Origin of the sequence: Paenibacillus sp. FSL R7-0652 (assembly GCF_038595045.1) — a bacterium.
Taxonomy (GTDB): Bacteria; Bacillota; Bacilli; order Paenibacillales; family Paenibacillaceae; genus Paenibacillus.
The window spans coordinates 3090441-3107021 of sequence record NZ_CP152001.1 but is presented as its reverse complement, the minus strand read 5'-3'; the positions used below and the strand labels follow the sequence as shown (position 1 = coordinate 3107021).

14 protein-coding genes are annotated in these 16581 nt (G+C 45.7%); 1 reads left to right on the top strand and 13 read right to left on the bottom strand.

The features are described from left to right. Positions 1-123 precede the first annotated feature (123 nt). The 6 genes from MKY97_RS14105 to MKY97_RS14080 all read right to left on the bottom strand — a co-directional run bounded on the left by MKY97_RS14105 (position 124) and on the right by MKY97_RS14080 (position 5651). Entirely contained in the window at positions 124-678 is a 555-nt protein-coding gene (locus MKY97_RS14105; protein ID WP_342556331.1) for a hypothetical protein, read from the bottom strand. 172 nt (positions 679-850) lie between these two features. Beyond that, positions 851-1564 carry a glycoside hydrolase family 16 protein gene (locus MKY97_RS14100; RefSeq protein ID WP_342556330.1) on the bottom strand — a complete coding sequence of 238 codons (714 nt, stop codon included), beginning with the start codon at positions 1562-1564 and terminating at the stop codon, positions 851-853. A 250-nt stretch (positions 1565-1814) separates the two neighbouring features. Further along, entirely contained in the window at positions 1815-2657 is an 843-nt protein-coding gene (locus tag MKY97_RS14095; RefSeq protein ID WP_342556024.1) for an SUMF1/EgtB/PvdO family nonheme iron enzyme, read from the bottom strand. A 139-nt stretch (positions 2658-2796) separates the two neighbouring features. Then, positions 2797-3429, bottom strand: coding sequence for a glycoside hydrolase family 11 protein (locus MKY97_RS14090; protein ID WP_342556023.1), 633 nt, complete (start codon positions 3427-3429; stop codon positions 2797-2799). Positions 3430-3542: 113 nt separating this feature from the next. Further along, positions 3543-4310, bottom strand: a complete 768-nt coding sequence (locus MKY97_RS14085; RefSeq protein ID WP_342556022.1) for an alpha/beta hydrolase-fold protein — start codon at positions 4308-4310, stop codon at positions 3543-3545. 57 nt (positions 4311-4367) lie between these two features. Next, the gene (locus MKY97_RS14080; RefSeq protein ID WP_342556021.1) at positions 4368-5651 is read right to left on the bottom strand and encodes an SGNH/GDSL hydrolase family protein; all 1284 of its coding nucleotides are present in this window, start codon (positions 5649-5651) and stop codon (positions 4368-4370) included. 293 nt (positions 5652-5944) lie between these two features. On the opposite strand from MKY97_RS14080, the gene MKY97_RS14075 reads away from it, so the two are divergent. After that, the gene (locus MKY97_RS14075) at positions 5945-7087 is read left to right on the top strand and encodes a glycosyl hydrolase family 8 (RefSeq protein ID WP_342556020.1); all 1143 of its coding nucleotides are present in this window, start codon (positions 5945-5947) and stop codon (positions 7085-7087) included. A 122-nt stretch (positions 7088-7209) separates the two neighbouring features. On the opposite strand, the gene MKY97_RS14070 is transcribed toward MKY97_RS14075, so the two are convergent. From MKY97_RS14070 to MKY97_RS14040, 7 genes are all read right to left on the bottom strand, one after another. Next, the gene (locus MKY97_RS14070; protein WP_342556019.1) at positions 7210-8850 is read right to left on the bottom strand and encodes an ABC transporter substrate-binding protein; all 1641 of its coding nucleotides are present in this window, start codon (positions 8848-8850) and stop codon (positions 7210-7212) included. 35 nt (positions 8851-8885) lie between these two features. Continuing rightward, positions 8886-9812, bottom strand: coding sequence for a carbohydrate ABC transporter permease (locus MKY97_RS14065; protein ID WP_342556018.1), 927 nt, complete (start codon positions 9810-9812; stop codon positions 8886-8888). 27 nt (positions 9813-9839) lie between these two features. Beyond that, positions 9840-10814, bottom strand: a complete 975-nt coding sequence (locus tag MKY97_RS14060; protein WP_342556017.1) for an ABC transporter permease subunit — start codon at positions 10812-10814, stop codon at positions 9840-9842. 158 nt (positions 10815-10972) lie between these two features. Further along, positions 10973-13297 (bottom strand): helix-turn-helix domain-containing protein, encoded by a 2325-nt coding sequence (locus MKY97_RS14055; protein WP_342556016.1) that lies wholly within the window; start codon positions 13295-13297, stop codon positions 10973-10975. A gap of 312 nt (positions 13298-13609) precedes the next feature. Continuing rightward, on the bottom strand, positions 13610-15325 hold the full coding sequence (locus tag MKY97_RS14050) for an RICIN domain-containing protein (protein WP_342556015.1): 1716 nt from the start codon (positions 15323-15325) through the stop codon (positions 13610-13612). Positions 15326-15327: 2 nt separating this feature from the next. After that, complete coding sequence (locus tag MKY97_RS14045; RefSeq protein WP_342556014.1) at positions 15328-15546, bottom strand: hypothetical protein; 219 nt, start codon at positions 15544-15546, stop codon at positions 15328-15330. A gap of 81 nt (positions 15547-15627) precedes the next feature. Further along, positions 15628-16575 (bottom strand): carbohydrate ABC transporter permease, encoded by a 948-nt coding sequence (locus MKY97_RS14040; protein ID WP_342556013.1) that lies wholly within the window; start codon positions 16573-16575, stop codon positions 15628-15630. Positions 16576-16581 lie beyond the last annotated feature (6 nt).

The following is a 16581-nucleotide window of genomic DNA, read 5'->3' as shown; positions in this document are numbered from 1 at the left end:
TAATGAATGCCCATGGCTATGCCCATACTAATATTGCAACATTTATTGCATTAATTTAGGATATTAAAAAGTGAATATCGATGTTGTATTAGTGCAATGTCTCCGTTACGCCTCTCCGTTCAATCACGGGGCAAACACTGCTGGATAATCACTCTTCCAGGCACCCATACAGCCAATCAGACAGAACTTAACGCAGGTGATCACACTGCTGTTCTCATCAGTTTCATACTCAACGGATATATTCATATTCGACTTGCGCCATGCCAGATAAGGGCCGCTGCCACCAAGCCAGTCACCCTGTTCATAGATATCCGGTTGTCCGTACGCGGCGACCCATTCATCAGGAGCTGCGTTCATCGTAATCCCCTTTGGCAGCTGTCCGGAAAACGGCTTTTTGATCCGGTCATCCGACCCCGGCGCAAGAAAATGAATCGCTCCAATGACCCACTCATCTCGAGGGAGATCATCACGTCCGGTTAACGTATTAATTTTGGGCGAGCGATATACATCGATGCGGACGGATGCTTTAACTGACCAGATGATGTCATCTTGGAAAGGACCGTCTGGCTTCCCTACTCTTTTTACACCGAAAGGCTCCAGCAATACTTGTACCTGTTTGGAATCATATGGTTGACCTAACAGGCTTACGAACTGCTCGGAAGATTCATTCATATTCATATCCACATCTATTCCTCTCATCCTAAAATGGTTTCTATCTTTTTTTCTCATCATCTTACGTTTTGTTATTTCTGTAAAGGTTGAAAAACATAAAAAACAGAGGAAGGCGGATCAAGTCCCCTCCTCTGTTTTATGCATGTCTCAGATTACGTGTACGTAATCAGCTTACGATTTAATTACTCGTATACTTCACCCAATCATATTCGGCGTGCAGCGGATTTGCTCCATTATAAGATCCAAGCCAGCCATCGACGCCGGTTCCATTCCAGATATTCATCATAATTTTACCTGGTGTCTTCGGAATGTTCGTAGTAGCCGTATGCTTCAGCACACCATCCACATACCACTTGATATGCCCTGGCTGCCAATCAAACGCATACGTATGGAAGCCTTGGGACGCATCGAAGCCCAGATTTACGATCTTCTCATGATTTCCGACACCATTTGTATAGTAATTAAACTGCACTTTTGTCGTATCTTTGCCGAGGAATTCAATGTCAATCTCATCCCATTGAGTACCATGAGCAGGACCAGTATAGGTGAAAAAGGAGGATACGATTCCTGTATTTTTGGCAGGCTTCATGCTTACTTCATACAGACCGTACCCGTACGTATTCGTTGATCGATATTCCCCGCAATCAAACTTGTTGTTCGCAGGACTCGTCAGACTTAACCGCAGCTTGCCATCGTTGGTGAAGTTCGCATTGTTCGCCCGCCATGTGCAGTTGAACATCGAACCGTTGGAATACCCGTCTGCTTTTTGCCAGGTACTTGCATTGTGATACGTCAGAGGTTCCCAAAACACCCACCCTGCGAAAGCGCTTACCGAAATAAATAATGAAACCACTCCCGATACCATTAATGTAAACCATGTCTTCCTCTTCATCATACACCTCCATTACGGATTCCAACCATATAAACGAAACCATACAACCAGCAGTTTGGGTACTGCACATCATCACGAATAAGCAGACTACCCGTTTTTGTTAAGCGCTTACATGGTTGGTATTTCCATTTTATACGGATCATTATGGACGAACTATAGCAAAGTTTAAAGAATAGATATTCACTTTTAAAGATAAATGCCCTGTCGGAGCAAATATGCAAAAAGGCCCTTCGTTATGGAAGGGGCCCCGTTATTTACTACGTACGACTCGCAACCCCTGATCGGGTCCAAGGCCATTTGCATCGAATTTTCCTGGATATGAAATCTCTGCTGTATTCACACTACTGACCCAGCCGCCACCTTTGCTGACTCTCCAAGTGTTGTCCGGGGTTTCCGGATGGCTGTGCCATTCCCAGCACCATTCTCTCACATTGCCGGACATATCATAGATGCCTAACTCGTTAGCTTTTTGCTGACCGACAGGCTTGGTTTGATTCCGATTGTTTTCAATTGCAGGCCAGTTCCAATCTCCTGTTAACGGTTTGTCCCCGGCATTCATCCAGTACCATGCTGCTTCGTCGGGATTATTGCTTCCGCTATAGGTGAAATTCTGACTTTTCTGCCCTCCACTCGCCGCGTATTCCCACTCTGCTGCAGTTGGCAGACGATATCCATTCGCATCTTCATTGATGGTTACAGTCCATTTCACGTTATCATTTTCATTTTTGTTATTCATATCCGTAGTTTCTTTGTCAATAGTGTAATATGGTTTCAAGTTTTCCTTCAGGCTTCGTGCGTTGCAGTACTCGATTGCGTCGTACCAGGTCACTCTTTCAACGGGGCGTTCTTCCCCTTTGAAACCAGCGGGATTGTCGCCCATAACGTCAAACCACTGCTTCTGAGTCACTTCATATTTGCCGATATAAAAGTCAGACAATGTGATATCTTGGCCGCTATAACTCGTTTTGCTGCTCTTGAATTTCCCACCCTCTACCAATACAAGATCGTCGCTTACGGCGGCACTGCTGCCGGTTGAACATGCGCTTAGTCCAATAACAGCTGTAATGAGCAGTAATACCATCCACTTTCTCATCTCTGCAATTCTCCTTTGAAACGGATATTGAGAGCAGGACAGATCCGTAGACCTGCCCTGCTTGGGTCCGATAAGCTCAGTTCAGGAAGCAGGACTGTGCCTCACTTTCAGAACAAGTTCTACAATTAAATGAAAGCGCTTACCAAACAGTTACATTTGCATTACCGCTGCTTTGATATCCTTCCGTCGCCATAACTTGATAGGACCAGCTGTTACCCAGGTACATTCCTTTGCTCGCCCACGCATTTACGTGATTCTGGAATGTAATTTGGGAGTTAACACCCGTTGGACGTTTGGATTGTCTAACACTCCAGTATTGCGGGAATGTTGAATACCCGTCAATGGATGGCGCGTTGTATCTCATGGTTGTATAAATATCATAAGTACCGCCGTCACTGTTCACGGTTCCTTTATATGTGCCTGTCGGGCGATACGTACCCCAGTTATCTACCACGTAGTACTCAATAAGTGCATTTCGGGTCCAGCCATAAAACGTCAAGTATCCATTACCGGACGGAGCAAATACACCTGCATTGTAGTTAACTACACGATTCGGTGTTCCGTATGTCCACCCTTTACCGACAACAAAGTTTCCAGTATTCTGCCAGCTTACACTGTAATTCCCGCCGGCACCGTTTACGGCATTAACTGTACCTCCGCCATCTGTCCAATTCTGCCAGTAATCTGTAGCGCCTGTAGTCGCGGCGAATACACCAAAACTCATGGAAGCTGCAAGAACAACTGTCAACAATTTTTTGCTGAATTTGAACATAGGGAAATACCTCCTGATATTTTAGTTTTTTTGGTTTAAGACCGTCCAACAATGAATTCCACGCTTACCACGGGGAGCACTATTGCGCACTAAATGAATAGAATGAGTGTGCCTTACCGGAAGAGGCGCTGTGAGAATAGATAAAGATCATTCTTCCATACGGGCCAATCATGTCCTCCGCTTTCTTCGTACCAGATATGAGGCACACCCTGCTGGTTCAGATAATCATGAACATCCCTACTGATTTGAATAAGATTATCCTGATCTCCGCAGGACAGCCACAGCATGGACAAAAGAGAGGCTGCTTCGGCCGGGTCTGGTATAAGGGCCTCTGGAGCTTTGGTGTTGGGAGCTGCCGAGAAGGCCCCCACCCAAGCAAAATGCTCGAGGTTGCGAAGTCCGATATTCAAGGACTGTCCCCCTCCCATAGATAAGCCTGCTATCGCTCTTTTGTCCCTTGTATGAGCCGCAGGGTAGCGCGACCCGATATGCGGGATAAGATCGCGAATCAGATCTGATTCAAATTGTTCGAATGCCCGGATTTTCACGGGATCAAATAGATCACCTTCTGCCCGATCGTTAGGCATTGCACGCCCGTTAGGGCAAACGACGATCATAGGCTGAATGAGATTGTCGCTGTATAGGTTGTCCAAGATGATATGTGGTGAGCCGTGTGTGTGCCACTCCGTCTCATCCCCTCCAATTCCGTGCAGCAGATAGAGCACGGGATAGGTATGCTCCGAGGAAAAGCCTGGCGGTGTATATACCATGGCTTTACGCACGCTGCCAACCGTAGTGGAATCATACTCTATCGTTTCGACTACACCACGCGCTATGTTATCACGATACTGGTCAAAGCCAGCGGATGCTGATGCTATCATTTGTTCTACTCCCTTCACGGTTAGCATAGTTCTCTGACTCTCATACACAGGTTCCCGCTAATCCACATATCCGAAACCCAGAATGGTGAAATGCTTGTCCTCATGTCCTGGTGCCATGTCAATCTCGATGACATGTTCATCGACCTTTTGCTTACTAAACAGAAGCATGGCATGGCAGTGTGTCCAGTTGATCTGATGAGGATCAGCCTGTTTGGCAGGTTGACCATCCACCTTAATCTGGGCCGTTCCAAATCTCTCGCTGTCGGAGTCTTTATAGATCAAAATAAGGTGACTGCACCGCAAATGCAGCTTGAAACTACTGCCGACTGCTGCTTCACCGGGAACATTCATCCAGTTATTCGGAAAAAGTGGTGTGCCATAATCATGATCGTCCATCTCGGTCATCTGCAGCTCTGTATCTGTGTGGCAGAAGCTGCCTATTTCCACTCGGGCGATCTGGTCCGCGTTTTTCCGATCCAGCAGTTTGACATTAACATAGTCATTACCGATAATTGGATATTTCGTTAATTCATCTTCTTTCTGATCGAGATTTGTACGATCTGTAACACGAAACAGATTCGCCAGCGCATCAGCCATGATCCGATGTCCCACATTGGTGGGATGATAAATGTCATGAAAGTACTGCTCTTTGGTAATGACGCCGCCTTCATCTTTTGGCTTCTGAAACTGCTCTACAAGAGCATCCTTCATGCTCACCATGGGCAGGTCGTAATAAAAGCCCACCGGAGCGAGACGATCCTGGAGATTCCAGTCATTCCGGAATACACTGAAAAGCAGGATGACCGCTGGTTCGTTGTTCGAAGCAAGCGCTTTCAATACTAAACTTTCGTAACAATTCCCACGCGTCTCATCATCAGCGTCGTTTACCGCAAATTCGACAATGACAATGTCCGGCTGCACACTTCCATCCCGGAGCACATCCCGCTCATAACGTATGACGCCAAGTTCTGAAGGCGTCCCGCCTACACCCGCTTTAATCAGCTGAACCGTACTGCTGTTCAAAGGAGCAAACATTGTTTTGAAATGTTCATAAGAGTGATAGGCATAACTTTGGAGATGAATAGGTGCTGCACCGGCGCCATGAGTAATCGATCCCCCGATAAAAGCAATAACGACAGGTTCACCTCGTTTGGCCTTCTCAATCGCTCTCTTCAATCTGACATTATTCCCTAAATTCAGGAGTGATCTGTCGATCATGTCATGATAAGCGGAAGAATTGTAATCAAAGTCAGCCTCTAACGTGGAAACCGCAGCTCGATCAGGGTCACGCGGTGCATGGGTTCCTTCATTCTGATCTACATCTCCTGAATCGCCAATCATGTTACAACCTCACCAACCTTCCAGCGAAAATTTTACACTCCAAGCACTGCTTCATGAAGGAGCCTGAACGAAAATGATGTCGATATCAGGCGGCTCCTTCTCTCCGAGTGTAGCGCTTACATAATTTAACAGCAACCTGATAAACTATAGGACTTGACTAAATATATCATCGACAGCACAAAATGGAAATAGATGGCATATGACACCTATAATTTTCCATGTAAACGCTTTAATTTGAGTAGTAAGGCGAATGTTATACTTTCATATATGAAGCATCTATAAAGGAGGAGCTTATGAACATCATAGGAAAAGGCGCTCATGATACAGGTACATATGCCAATCTTTTTCAAAAGTCGGGGTATACAGAAGTCGAAATATCAGCAAGACTGGAACAAACCTGGAATGATCTGTTTTATGGAGATGAACATACACGAATTTATTATCCTGTTGGTGAGAATCAAGGTTACATGCTGGACACAGGCAACGACGACGTTCGTTCCGAAGGCATGTCCTATGGCATGATGATGGCTGTGCAGATGGACAAGAAAGAGGAATTTGACCGTCTCTGGAATTACGCAGTGACGTATATGCAGCATACAGATGGACGGTACAAGGATTATTTTGCGTGGCACTGCAAGCCTGATGGGACTCGACTGTCTCAAGGTCCCGCCCCTGACGGCGAAGAGTTTTTTGCGATGGCTTTGTTTTTTGCATCCAATCGCTGGGGAGATGGACCTGCTCCCTATAACTATAAATCTCAAGCTCGAAAGATCCTTCATGCCTGTGTGCATCAAGGCGAACAAGGGGAAGGTAATCCCATGTGGGAACCGAGCAATAAATTGATCAAGTTCATTCCCGAGACTCCTTTTAGTGATCCTTCCTATCACCTCCCCCATTTTTACGAACTGTTTGCTGCATACGCGAATGAAGAAGATCGATCTTTTTGGAAAGAAGCTGCCGAAGCAAGCCGGGCTTATCTGCGTACAGCCTGTCATCCGGTAACCGGGCTTTCGCCTGAATACGCGAATTATGACGGCACGCCTGCCCCGGTGCAGCCTCATGGTGATTTCAGGCATTTTTACAGCGACGCCTATCGCGTTGCTGCGAATATTGCACTGGACTGGGAATGGTTTCGCAAGGACCCGTGGCAGGTTGAACAATCCAATCGGATTCAGGCCTTTTTTAGCGACATCGACCCAGCGGATTATCGCCGTTATACGATTGAGGGTAAACCTTTTGACGAACCTGCGCTGCATCCTGTAGGTTTGCTGGCAACCAATGCGATGGCTTCACTCGCAGCGGATGGCCCTCATGCTGATGATTTCGTTCGATTGTTCTGGAATACACCGCTTCGCCAAGGAAAACGTCGTTATTATGATAACTGTCTTTACTTCTTCACGATGCTTGCCTTAAGCGGAAATTATCGGATGTATTAGGTTTTAGATTTGATAGGTACGATAGAGTCGGTAGATTCGAAGGACTTTTGAAAATCCAATAAAAAAAGACGGGCCAGACCGCTTATCTGCGGGTCAGGTCCGTCTTGTCTTTTGTTACCTTTTTATTTGGATGAAACGGATGATGCATCATAAGCGGACTGCATAATTTCCAGATAACGATTGATGTTGAGCCCTTCCAGTCCTTTCACATAATCGTCCCAGTCTTTATCCAAACTTTTTGCTCCTGTGACGAATTGCAGTGCGTTCTGGTCGATATAGTCCTTGATATTGGTCTGCATCATGCTGGTTTCATCCGCAAGGGACGGATCAACCCACAATGCCCAATGCGGGAATACCTCTTTAGGTTCCTTGCCTTCCATCAACAATGTAGCTTCGTACAGGCGGCGTTCATACCCATCGTTGGCATAGATATCTGTTCCCTGTACTTCTGCATCGCGATAGGCCCGGTGATGATTGTACTGGCTTAGCGCAGACCAGCTATCATTACGAGGTTCTTCTCCGGATGGAAGCGGAATCGCTTTATAGAGCGGTTTCACTTGGTCATTCAGCGCCACTTCTCCCTCTTCCGGTTTACGCCAGCTTGTGCCCTCTTCGCCCAGATATGAAGCCATTGCACCTTCTTGTGTATAGAAGTAGTCCAGCATCTGGATTGCAGCAATCTGAGTCTGTTCACTGGCTTTGTTCGTTAAGACAAATGTAGCTCCTGGATCAATCGGATAGTTGTAGGATGCATATTCGCCATTCGGTCCTTTGAGTGGTGGAATCGGATTGTAATCATTGCCATAAGGTGAGCCTTCGGCAGTCGTTACGAATAAGGACGGATGCATTGCTGCGCCTGCACCCAGAAGCTGCGCATCCGCATTGTCTCCAATTTTCTTGAAGGCACCTACGTTTTGTGTAAAAGCACCCGGGTCAATCAGTCCTTCATCATATAAAGATTTGATATACGTAAGGCCTTCCTTCCATTCCGGCTTGTTCGCAGCCGTTTCAACTTTTCCTTGATTCAGAATCAGGTAATTCCGATCATCATTATAGATGAAACCATTCATCAGATACGGAATAATGTGCACACCAAAGTTTTCGGTCGAACCACTCAGCGGTACTTCATCTGCTTTGCCGTTGCCGTTCGGATCTTTCGTTTTAAACGCTTTCAGCATTTCCCGAAACTCTTCTGTCGTTGTTGGCTCTTTGATATTCAGCTGCTCCATCCATTTCGTATTCACCCACATTTTATTTGGATATGAGCAGTGGAAACATTCATTCAGCCCGGTCAATCCATAGATTTTACCGTCAGGCGCGGTATTCATCGCTTTGTAGTACTCGTTGCTTTCAAGCACTTTCTTGATGTTAGGCGCATGCTGATCAATCAGATCATTCAGCGGCAGGATCACACCCTGCTGACCAAATTTCAACAAGTCTGTCTGTGAGAAGCGATCGACCCATGGAATAAGCAGATATAGATCCGGGTAGTCGCCAGAAGCAAGGGATATCTGTCTTTTTTCAGCTGCTCCATCAAAAGGAACTGTCGTCCAGTTGAACTGGATATTGAATTTCTCCTCCATTTTCTTGGTGAATTTATTGGTAGCGAGATTCATGTCTGATCCTTGATGTACAAATACGTTCATCGGGATTTTCCCGTTCGCATCCACCTCTCCGTTCCCTTTATCAGAAGACGAACAGCCTGCCAGTACCAACGTAAGAAGCAGCACACATGCAAGTACCAATGCACTTGTTTTCCTCAATAAAATCCTCTCCCTCATGAAAGTTGTAATTGAACTTATCCTTTGACTGAACCGATCAGCATACCCTGTACGAAATAGCGCTGTACAAATGGATAGATGATCAGAACCGGCAAGCTGGCCATGACAATCAAGGAGTATTTCATCAGTTCAGCCATCTGCTGCTGCTTGATCATTTCGGAAGCATCCATATTGCCCGAGCTGCCCAGAATAAGAATACTTCGCAAAATCAGCTGCAGCGGGTAGAGCGACTGCGATTTCAAGTAAATCAGTGCGTCGAAATAGGCATTCCATTGACCAACTGCGTACATCAACGACAGCACTGCCACAATTGGCTTGGCAAGCGGCAGAATTACACTGAAGATAAACCGGATATCACTGCAGCCATCAATATCGGCCGCCTCTGAAAGTTCATCCGGAATGGAATTTTGAAAGAAAGTACGTGCAATAATGACCTGCCATACCCAGATCGCATTGGGAACCAGAAGCGCCCACCGTGTATCAATGAGTCCAAGAGATTTAACAACCAGATACGTTGGAATCAAACCACCGGCAAAAAGCATCGTGAACGTAATGAAGATCATCAATGTACTGCGTCCGACAAAAGTCTTTTTGGAAAGTGGATAGGCGATCATAATCGTTAACGCTACACTGATAAATGTGCCGCAGGCAGTATAAAACAACGAGTTTGCGTATCCCATCAGCACTTGTTCATTTCGCAGCACGGCCTTGTATCCTTCGAAGGATAGATCCACCGGCCAGAGCCATACTTTTCCTGAAGAAACGGCTGATGGACTGCTGAGTGATGAACTGACGATGTAAATCAATGGATACAGCACAGCAACCAACACGAGTGACAGAATGATGTAGATTGCTGTAATAAACAGACGATCCCCAAGCGATTCTCTGATTACAGTGTTTCTGTTCGCTCCTGAACGACCGGTCTGTGATTGTAAATTAGACATCCTTCAAGTCTCCTCCCCTCCGTGTGGTTACCATAAGCTTGTGTTGGACAGCCGTTTTGCTGCTGCATTGACGGTCAGCAATAAGATAAGATTAATGACAGAATTGAACAAACCAACCGCTGTAGCAAAGCTGTAATTGGCGTTTAACAGTCCCATTTTGTACACATAAGTTGAGATAATTTCCGAAGCCGACAAGTTTAGAGGGTTTTGCAGCAGATATATTTTCTCGAATCCCACCGCCATAATATTTCCTACGCTTAGAATCAAAATAATGACAGCCGCCGGCAGCAAACCCGGCAAATCCACATTAATAATCTTCTGCAGCCGATTGGCTCCATCCACTTTGGCAGCCTCATACAATGAAGGATCAATGCCAGCAAGCGCGGCCAAGTAGATTACTGCGGAATATCCCATGCTCTGCCATACGTCGGAAAATACATAGATCGAGCGGAACATGTCTGGATTGCCGAGGAAATTCACCGCTTCAAAGCCCAGCGCGCCTGCAATGGTATTCACAATACCCAGCCTCGGCGAGAGGAACAGCATGATGATCGATACCATAACCACCGTAGATATGAAATAAGGTGCGTAGGTTACCATCTGCACGGTTTTCTTAAACTTCATGTTTTTAATTTCATTCAAAGCCAGCGCCAGCAGAATCGGGATCGGAAAACCGACAATCAGGCTGTAGAATGAGATGAGCAGCGTATTTTTGATTAACATCATAAACGCTGGATTCTGAAAAAGCAGATCAAAATACTTGGTGCCTGCCCATGGGCTGCCCCAGATTCCTTTGATGACGTTATAATCCTTGAATGCGAGAACCGTATTCACCATCGGTACATACTTGAAAATGATAAAGTACACCACCGGAGGTAAAATGAGCAGATATAACTGCCAATGCCTCCTGAAGCTTCTAGCCAGCGCATGCTGTAATGTTGATCGCCTGCGCTCCTTCACACCCGACTTGTGTTCACTTGTTGTTACTGTTCTCAGAATCATCCCCCCAGTCAGAGATACCTATGATTGAAGTTAGCGCACCTTTTTTTGGTAGCGCTTTCTTTGTGCTCATATCATAAGTTTGACTTCGGGGAAGCGTAAAGGTACATCTCGGAAATGAGCGTACATTATACGCATGGATACTAAATCAGAAGCGTACATTAGCCGCTCTGATTATCCATCTTCCGAAATACGCTCGGTGAAATCCCGCGTACACGCTTGAATGCTCTGCGGAATGAGTGTGCACTGTTGTATCCGGTCGTAAGCGCAATCTCGTCAATGGTTTGGCCGCTCTCCAGGAGCAGCTCAGACGCTGCATTAATTCTCACCCGTTCCACATAATCGGAAAGATTCTCTCCGGTGTGCTCTTTGAACAACTGGGAGATGAATTTTTCGGATTTTCCCATATGTTCGGAAATACGGCAGATCGTCAAATTCGCATCGCTATAATTATTTTCAATGTAACGGGTAATTTCTTGTACGGTGTCGGCATGGGTGGATGATCTTTTTCTTAAAACTTCCTTACACATCTCTTCGGTCAACCACTTGAATTTCCCGCGTAATGCTGTGAGGGAATCGGTAACCTGAATACTCGCGACGCCGCTTTTGTATTCATCATTAAAAGAATCATTGTGCTTCATTTTGGGCTCATCCAGCTTCAGATACGTTCCCTTCAGTTCCATGATGAACTGCTGTACCATCTCATACGAAAGCTCCCGCTCTTCAAAATTCCGTACGAACAGCTGATCCAGAATGCGAATAGCTTCTTCCATTTCTCCGGCTTTGATGGTATTCAGCAGACGCTGTTCCGATTCAATCGGATAATAATACATCTCATGTTCCTTCAATGTATCCTCGAATTTGACAAGTTGGTCTGCTCCCATATGAATCGCATATTCCACAGCCTGTTTCGCCTCATCAAATGAACGTCCCACATCATTCCAAACTTCATAAACAGCCCCGGTACCGATCGTAGTTGATATCCGGTAGTCCTTGTAAATGAGTTCTGTCAGTCTGCCAAGTTCAGACTCATAATGATGTGCTGCTGTGTCCAGCGGCGTCTCTGTTACCGGACATATAAAAGCAATCTGGTCTGTGCCCCAGTCCGTCATCAGCACATTCGCATTCCATTCCGTGATGATCTGTCTGATAATCAGTTTCGCCACACTCAGTTCTTGAATCGTTTCCTCACTATCCAGACTGGCATAACCGTTTACCTTCAGCAGACCGGTTATCCCCTGACTGTTCTGAATTAAAATATGTGTCTGCGAAGAAATCGCCTCCAGCTCTTGTAGTGTATAGAACTCACCTGTGAGCAGCCGTTTGATGAATCCGTCTCGCAGTAATGGAATTTGCTCGTTCAGCGCATTCTCCAGCGTTTGATTATTGGCAATTAAATGGTGAATATGGCTTGCCAGAAAATCATACTCATTGCGCTTTTTATCAGAAGGTTCACTTATTTGTTCACGAAAAGCAGACAGCAGTTTATAGATCGGTGCACTGTTTCGATACGCAAGTATAAGTCCGAAGGCTAATCCAACCAGCAGCGTAGCTAAAGTAAAGGCCAATGTGACTTGTTTAATCCCATCCGCTTTGGTCATCAACGCCTTCTCAGGAATGCCTGCCATATAACTCCAGCCGTTTCGATCCGAATGGATAGATAGAAGCAATCGTCCATCTTCTGCTCGCTGCACCTCGTTCGAATCTGCCTCGTAACTTTGTGCCAAACGCTGCGCTTCCGCCTGTTCTATACCGCGTGAAAAGATGATTCGGCCTTCAGCATCTCTAACTAATGTCCAGCCGCCATACTGATCTACGATATGCTGCGTCAGATTTGCCATCTCATCTTCATCAATCAGAACACCAATGGTAGCCTGCGGTTTATTGAAACTGTTCAGAGGCAGGGATTGTAAAAAGGTAATCGCTGGTACATTCGAAAGTACATTACTGCTTATTTCCCGTTTGTAGTTTTGAAGAGGAATAATTTCATTAAAATGCGGCTTCTTCAAAATGTTCTCGTTCCACTGCTTAAAGTTCATCCCCTCCATTGCATTGGCCGCATAATAATGCTCCGGCCTGTAATAGACCGTGGTAGGCGTAATGATCACGTTATAGTTGGGAATGAAAATAAAAAAGTGAGATAAATATTCATTTGTACTGCTGTACATGGACAAGCTGCGCTGCATTTTGCCGATGCCATAAACATTATAGACATCAAGTGGTTTGGGATCAGCAATCAAACGGTACAGGTCCTGATTGATGGCGAGCTGCCTGGTGAACGCTTCAACCTGAAGCAGGTTTCGTTCAATGATTTCTTTGCCAAGATTCAGGGATTTCAAGCTGTTCTCAATCGAACTGGTCCGGGCTGCTTCAATGGACGCCCTGTAAGAGGCGTACCCAGCAATCTGGGGAATCATGAGAATAACGACATACGAAATCAGAAATCGGCGGAACATCGGTGAAAATTTGGACCATAGGAGCTTCAATGTACTCCCCCCTTTTTCTAGTCAAGCGCTTACATTTCTCGGTAGTGTGACCGTCATTTCATGATACAATGGGCATTTCTCCTCGGTGAAGGTACAACTTCTTCCCTATGGTACATTTACATCCTGCAGTTATACAATACTTGTTTTTCGAATATGTACGTTGAAGCTTCGCGGGTCATAGCAGATAGAGCATGTCTCTTGGCCCAATCTTCATGAGGTTCTGAAAATAAAACGACGAAAAAACAACCTTTCCCAGTCATGAAATGACCGAAAAAGGTTGTTGGGGATTTAAGAAATTATAAAATTAACGCATTAATTACTCACCATAACAAATTTCCACTGCTGATTCGACGCACCTGTATACGTGTTCTGCTGGAGCTTGGCCCCATCAGATGTGGAAGCGTTCTCAACTTCAATCGCTTTGTTACTGTTTACGTTAATAATGCTGTAATACCCGTTGCCAAGATCATTAACCTTGAAATGCTGTGCAGTTGTGTTCAAATTAGCCATAAGCTGCACTGCTTCGCCATTAGTCTGTGTACCGTTGCGAATATCAATAACTTTATCCGGCGAATTCACACTTGTGAGTGTGTAGCTGCCGCCTCCAATGGATGTCAGTACCCACTTCTGCGGGTTGCCTCCCAGATCGCTCCACTGCTGCAGCTGGAGGTTGTTTTCATTTTTTCCGCCCGGAACATCAATGACTTTATTGGAATGGCGGGCTGTAATCTTGTAAGTCGCACCAGACACCAGACCTGTAGTTGGATTCGTTGGATTGGTCGGATTACCGCCGTTTCCATAATTCTGGGAACGCTCGTTATACCAGTTAAACAGGAATCGTCCCATCGCACTGCGTGACGCATCTCCATCCCACTTCAGTCCTGCCGTCGGATCAGCGAACGAACTGCGAGGACCCGGTTCCAGAATGAAACCATTCATATGAGCCGCGATGCTGACATTACCTGCCGCATTGAAAATCGTTTTGGTGTTCGTTCCGAAACCTTCGTTACTGCCATTAAACAGGTTCCAGTAAGCGGAATCTCCCGGCTTGTTCTTGAACCAGGTCACTTCCGTAATGTTGATTGGATATTTGTCAGCAGCAGCCTTGACGTTGGTGTTCCATTGATCTTGTAAAATGTTAAAGTTGTCATACGCTCCATAACCCGGGTACCAGTGAACAGCATAACCGTAGTTGTTCAGAGGGTCAGTCAGCGGATGACTTGCTGTCAGACTGTAGAACTGATTGTAACCCAGACCAGCCGCCCAGATTACATTGTCTGCGCCCTGATTACGAATCGTTGAAATCATTGAATTTTGGAAATTACGAAGATCATTCCAGTGATCTACGAAATCATTTTCCCCGTTATATCCGCCCCAGTGTCCATTGGCAAAAGATTTCACCGGCTCGTTAATCAGCTCAAAGTGTACATTGTCTGCACTTTTAATCTCTGGACGGGAGGCCAGATAACCCCAGATTTGATTGAATTTTTGCAGATTTGAAGCTGTTGTTGCCTGATCATCCTTCAATGTGAAGTCCAGACCCAGAACCACATACACACCTTTGGTTTTTGCGTACTGGATATAAGGAATGATGACGTTCTGCGTCACAGTCTGCACACCCGCAAAGTTGTATGTACCTGCCGCCACATCTCCCATGTCCTGACGATCGATGAAAAGACGTACCTGATTCATCTTCCAGCCGTGATTGCTGCCGTATTTCGGGCTGGTGTCTGCAAACGTGTCCGTAATGTCTTTCAGATAAGCCAGTGTTGCAGCATGACGATTGTTACCGTGAAGGTTCAGATAATAGTTGCTGTCCTGATAGGTCCAGTATGCCCCGGACGGTTGATGCCAGCCATTTAGAAGTACAGGCTGATTGCTGCTGTTCACCAAATGTTTGCCGCTGACTTTAAGTTTCCCCATAGGCATGCCTACCCAAGCCTCAGCCCGGCTGCCTCCCCATGGAGCAATTGTGATCAGTAATGCCAAGACGAGTAAAAGCTTGCAAGACGTAATAATCTTTTTCAATGCTATTCCTCCTGATCGAATAAATTGGTGTACATTACTGCAGTGGGAAGCGGACGACAAGCAGCATATGACCAGCGGGAGGGCTGGGTCGGAGCGCGCTCCCGCAAACCATTCCATATCCAGTGAAGATACTGGCTGTAACGCATACGCCTGTGCGTCCACCATGTGCAGCCATTTACACCGACACTGTAGGCTTGCTTTGTATCAGCTGAACTATTCACGATATCTGCCTCCTTTCTTCTCCAAACTTTTTTATTGATTTAAAAACTGCAATCTTCAATCTTTATGCTGCACTCATTGTTCTAACCTACGATACCTGTGCGCTCCACACTTTCAACAAAATATCGCTGTACGAAAAGATAAATAATGATTAGCGGCAGAATTGCAAGCAGAATGCCTGTATCCTGAATCATGCTTAGATAGAAAGGATCGGCCTGAGAAGCTGCACCGTCAGTAACCTGCTGCGCCAGATTGTATGGAAGAGAGGACAACTGGGTCGACATGACCTTACTGGAAGTCAGATAAGTCGTTGTATAGAAGCTGTCGTTCCACTGCCATACGAATGAAAACAGCATAACCGTTACCATCGACGGGATCGCATTAGGCAGCATGATGCGGGAGAATGTGCGGCCTATGCCAGCTCCGTCCACATAAGCAGCCTCCTCTACTTCTTTCGGAATCCCCCTAAAGAACTGTCGGAAAATAAAAATATAAAGTCCTGCCTTAAGTGAGTTCGCTGTAATGGCTGTTAGAATAAACGGCCAGTACGTATTAAGCAGATTGACCGGTTTTCCGGACAAGAGTGTCATGAGTCCCATCAGATCAAAGCTTTTCAGATTCAGATATACCGGAATTAGAATCGTTGTCGGCGGCACAAGAATCGTTAGAATGACCCCGGCAAACAGCCAATTGCTTCCCTTGAACTTCAGTCTGGCAAATCCATAGCCTGCAAGTGCACAGGAGGCTGTCGTCAGAATGGTTGTTACTGATGACAGCGCAAACGTATTGAACAGGGTTGCCCAGTAGTCCATAACCTGGATTGCCTGTTTGAAATTATCAAGCGAGAAGTTCTGAGGAATCCATACGACTACTGCTGAATATAGATCCCCTTTGGCTTTGATCGATGTTGAGATTTTTTGAAATATAGGAAATAAAATAACAAAGGATAGTCCGGTAATCAGAACGAACCTTATGACAGACCACAGCCAGCTTTTCCAATGCTCTAACGATAATAATCGTGATGTCGTCACGCGGAA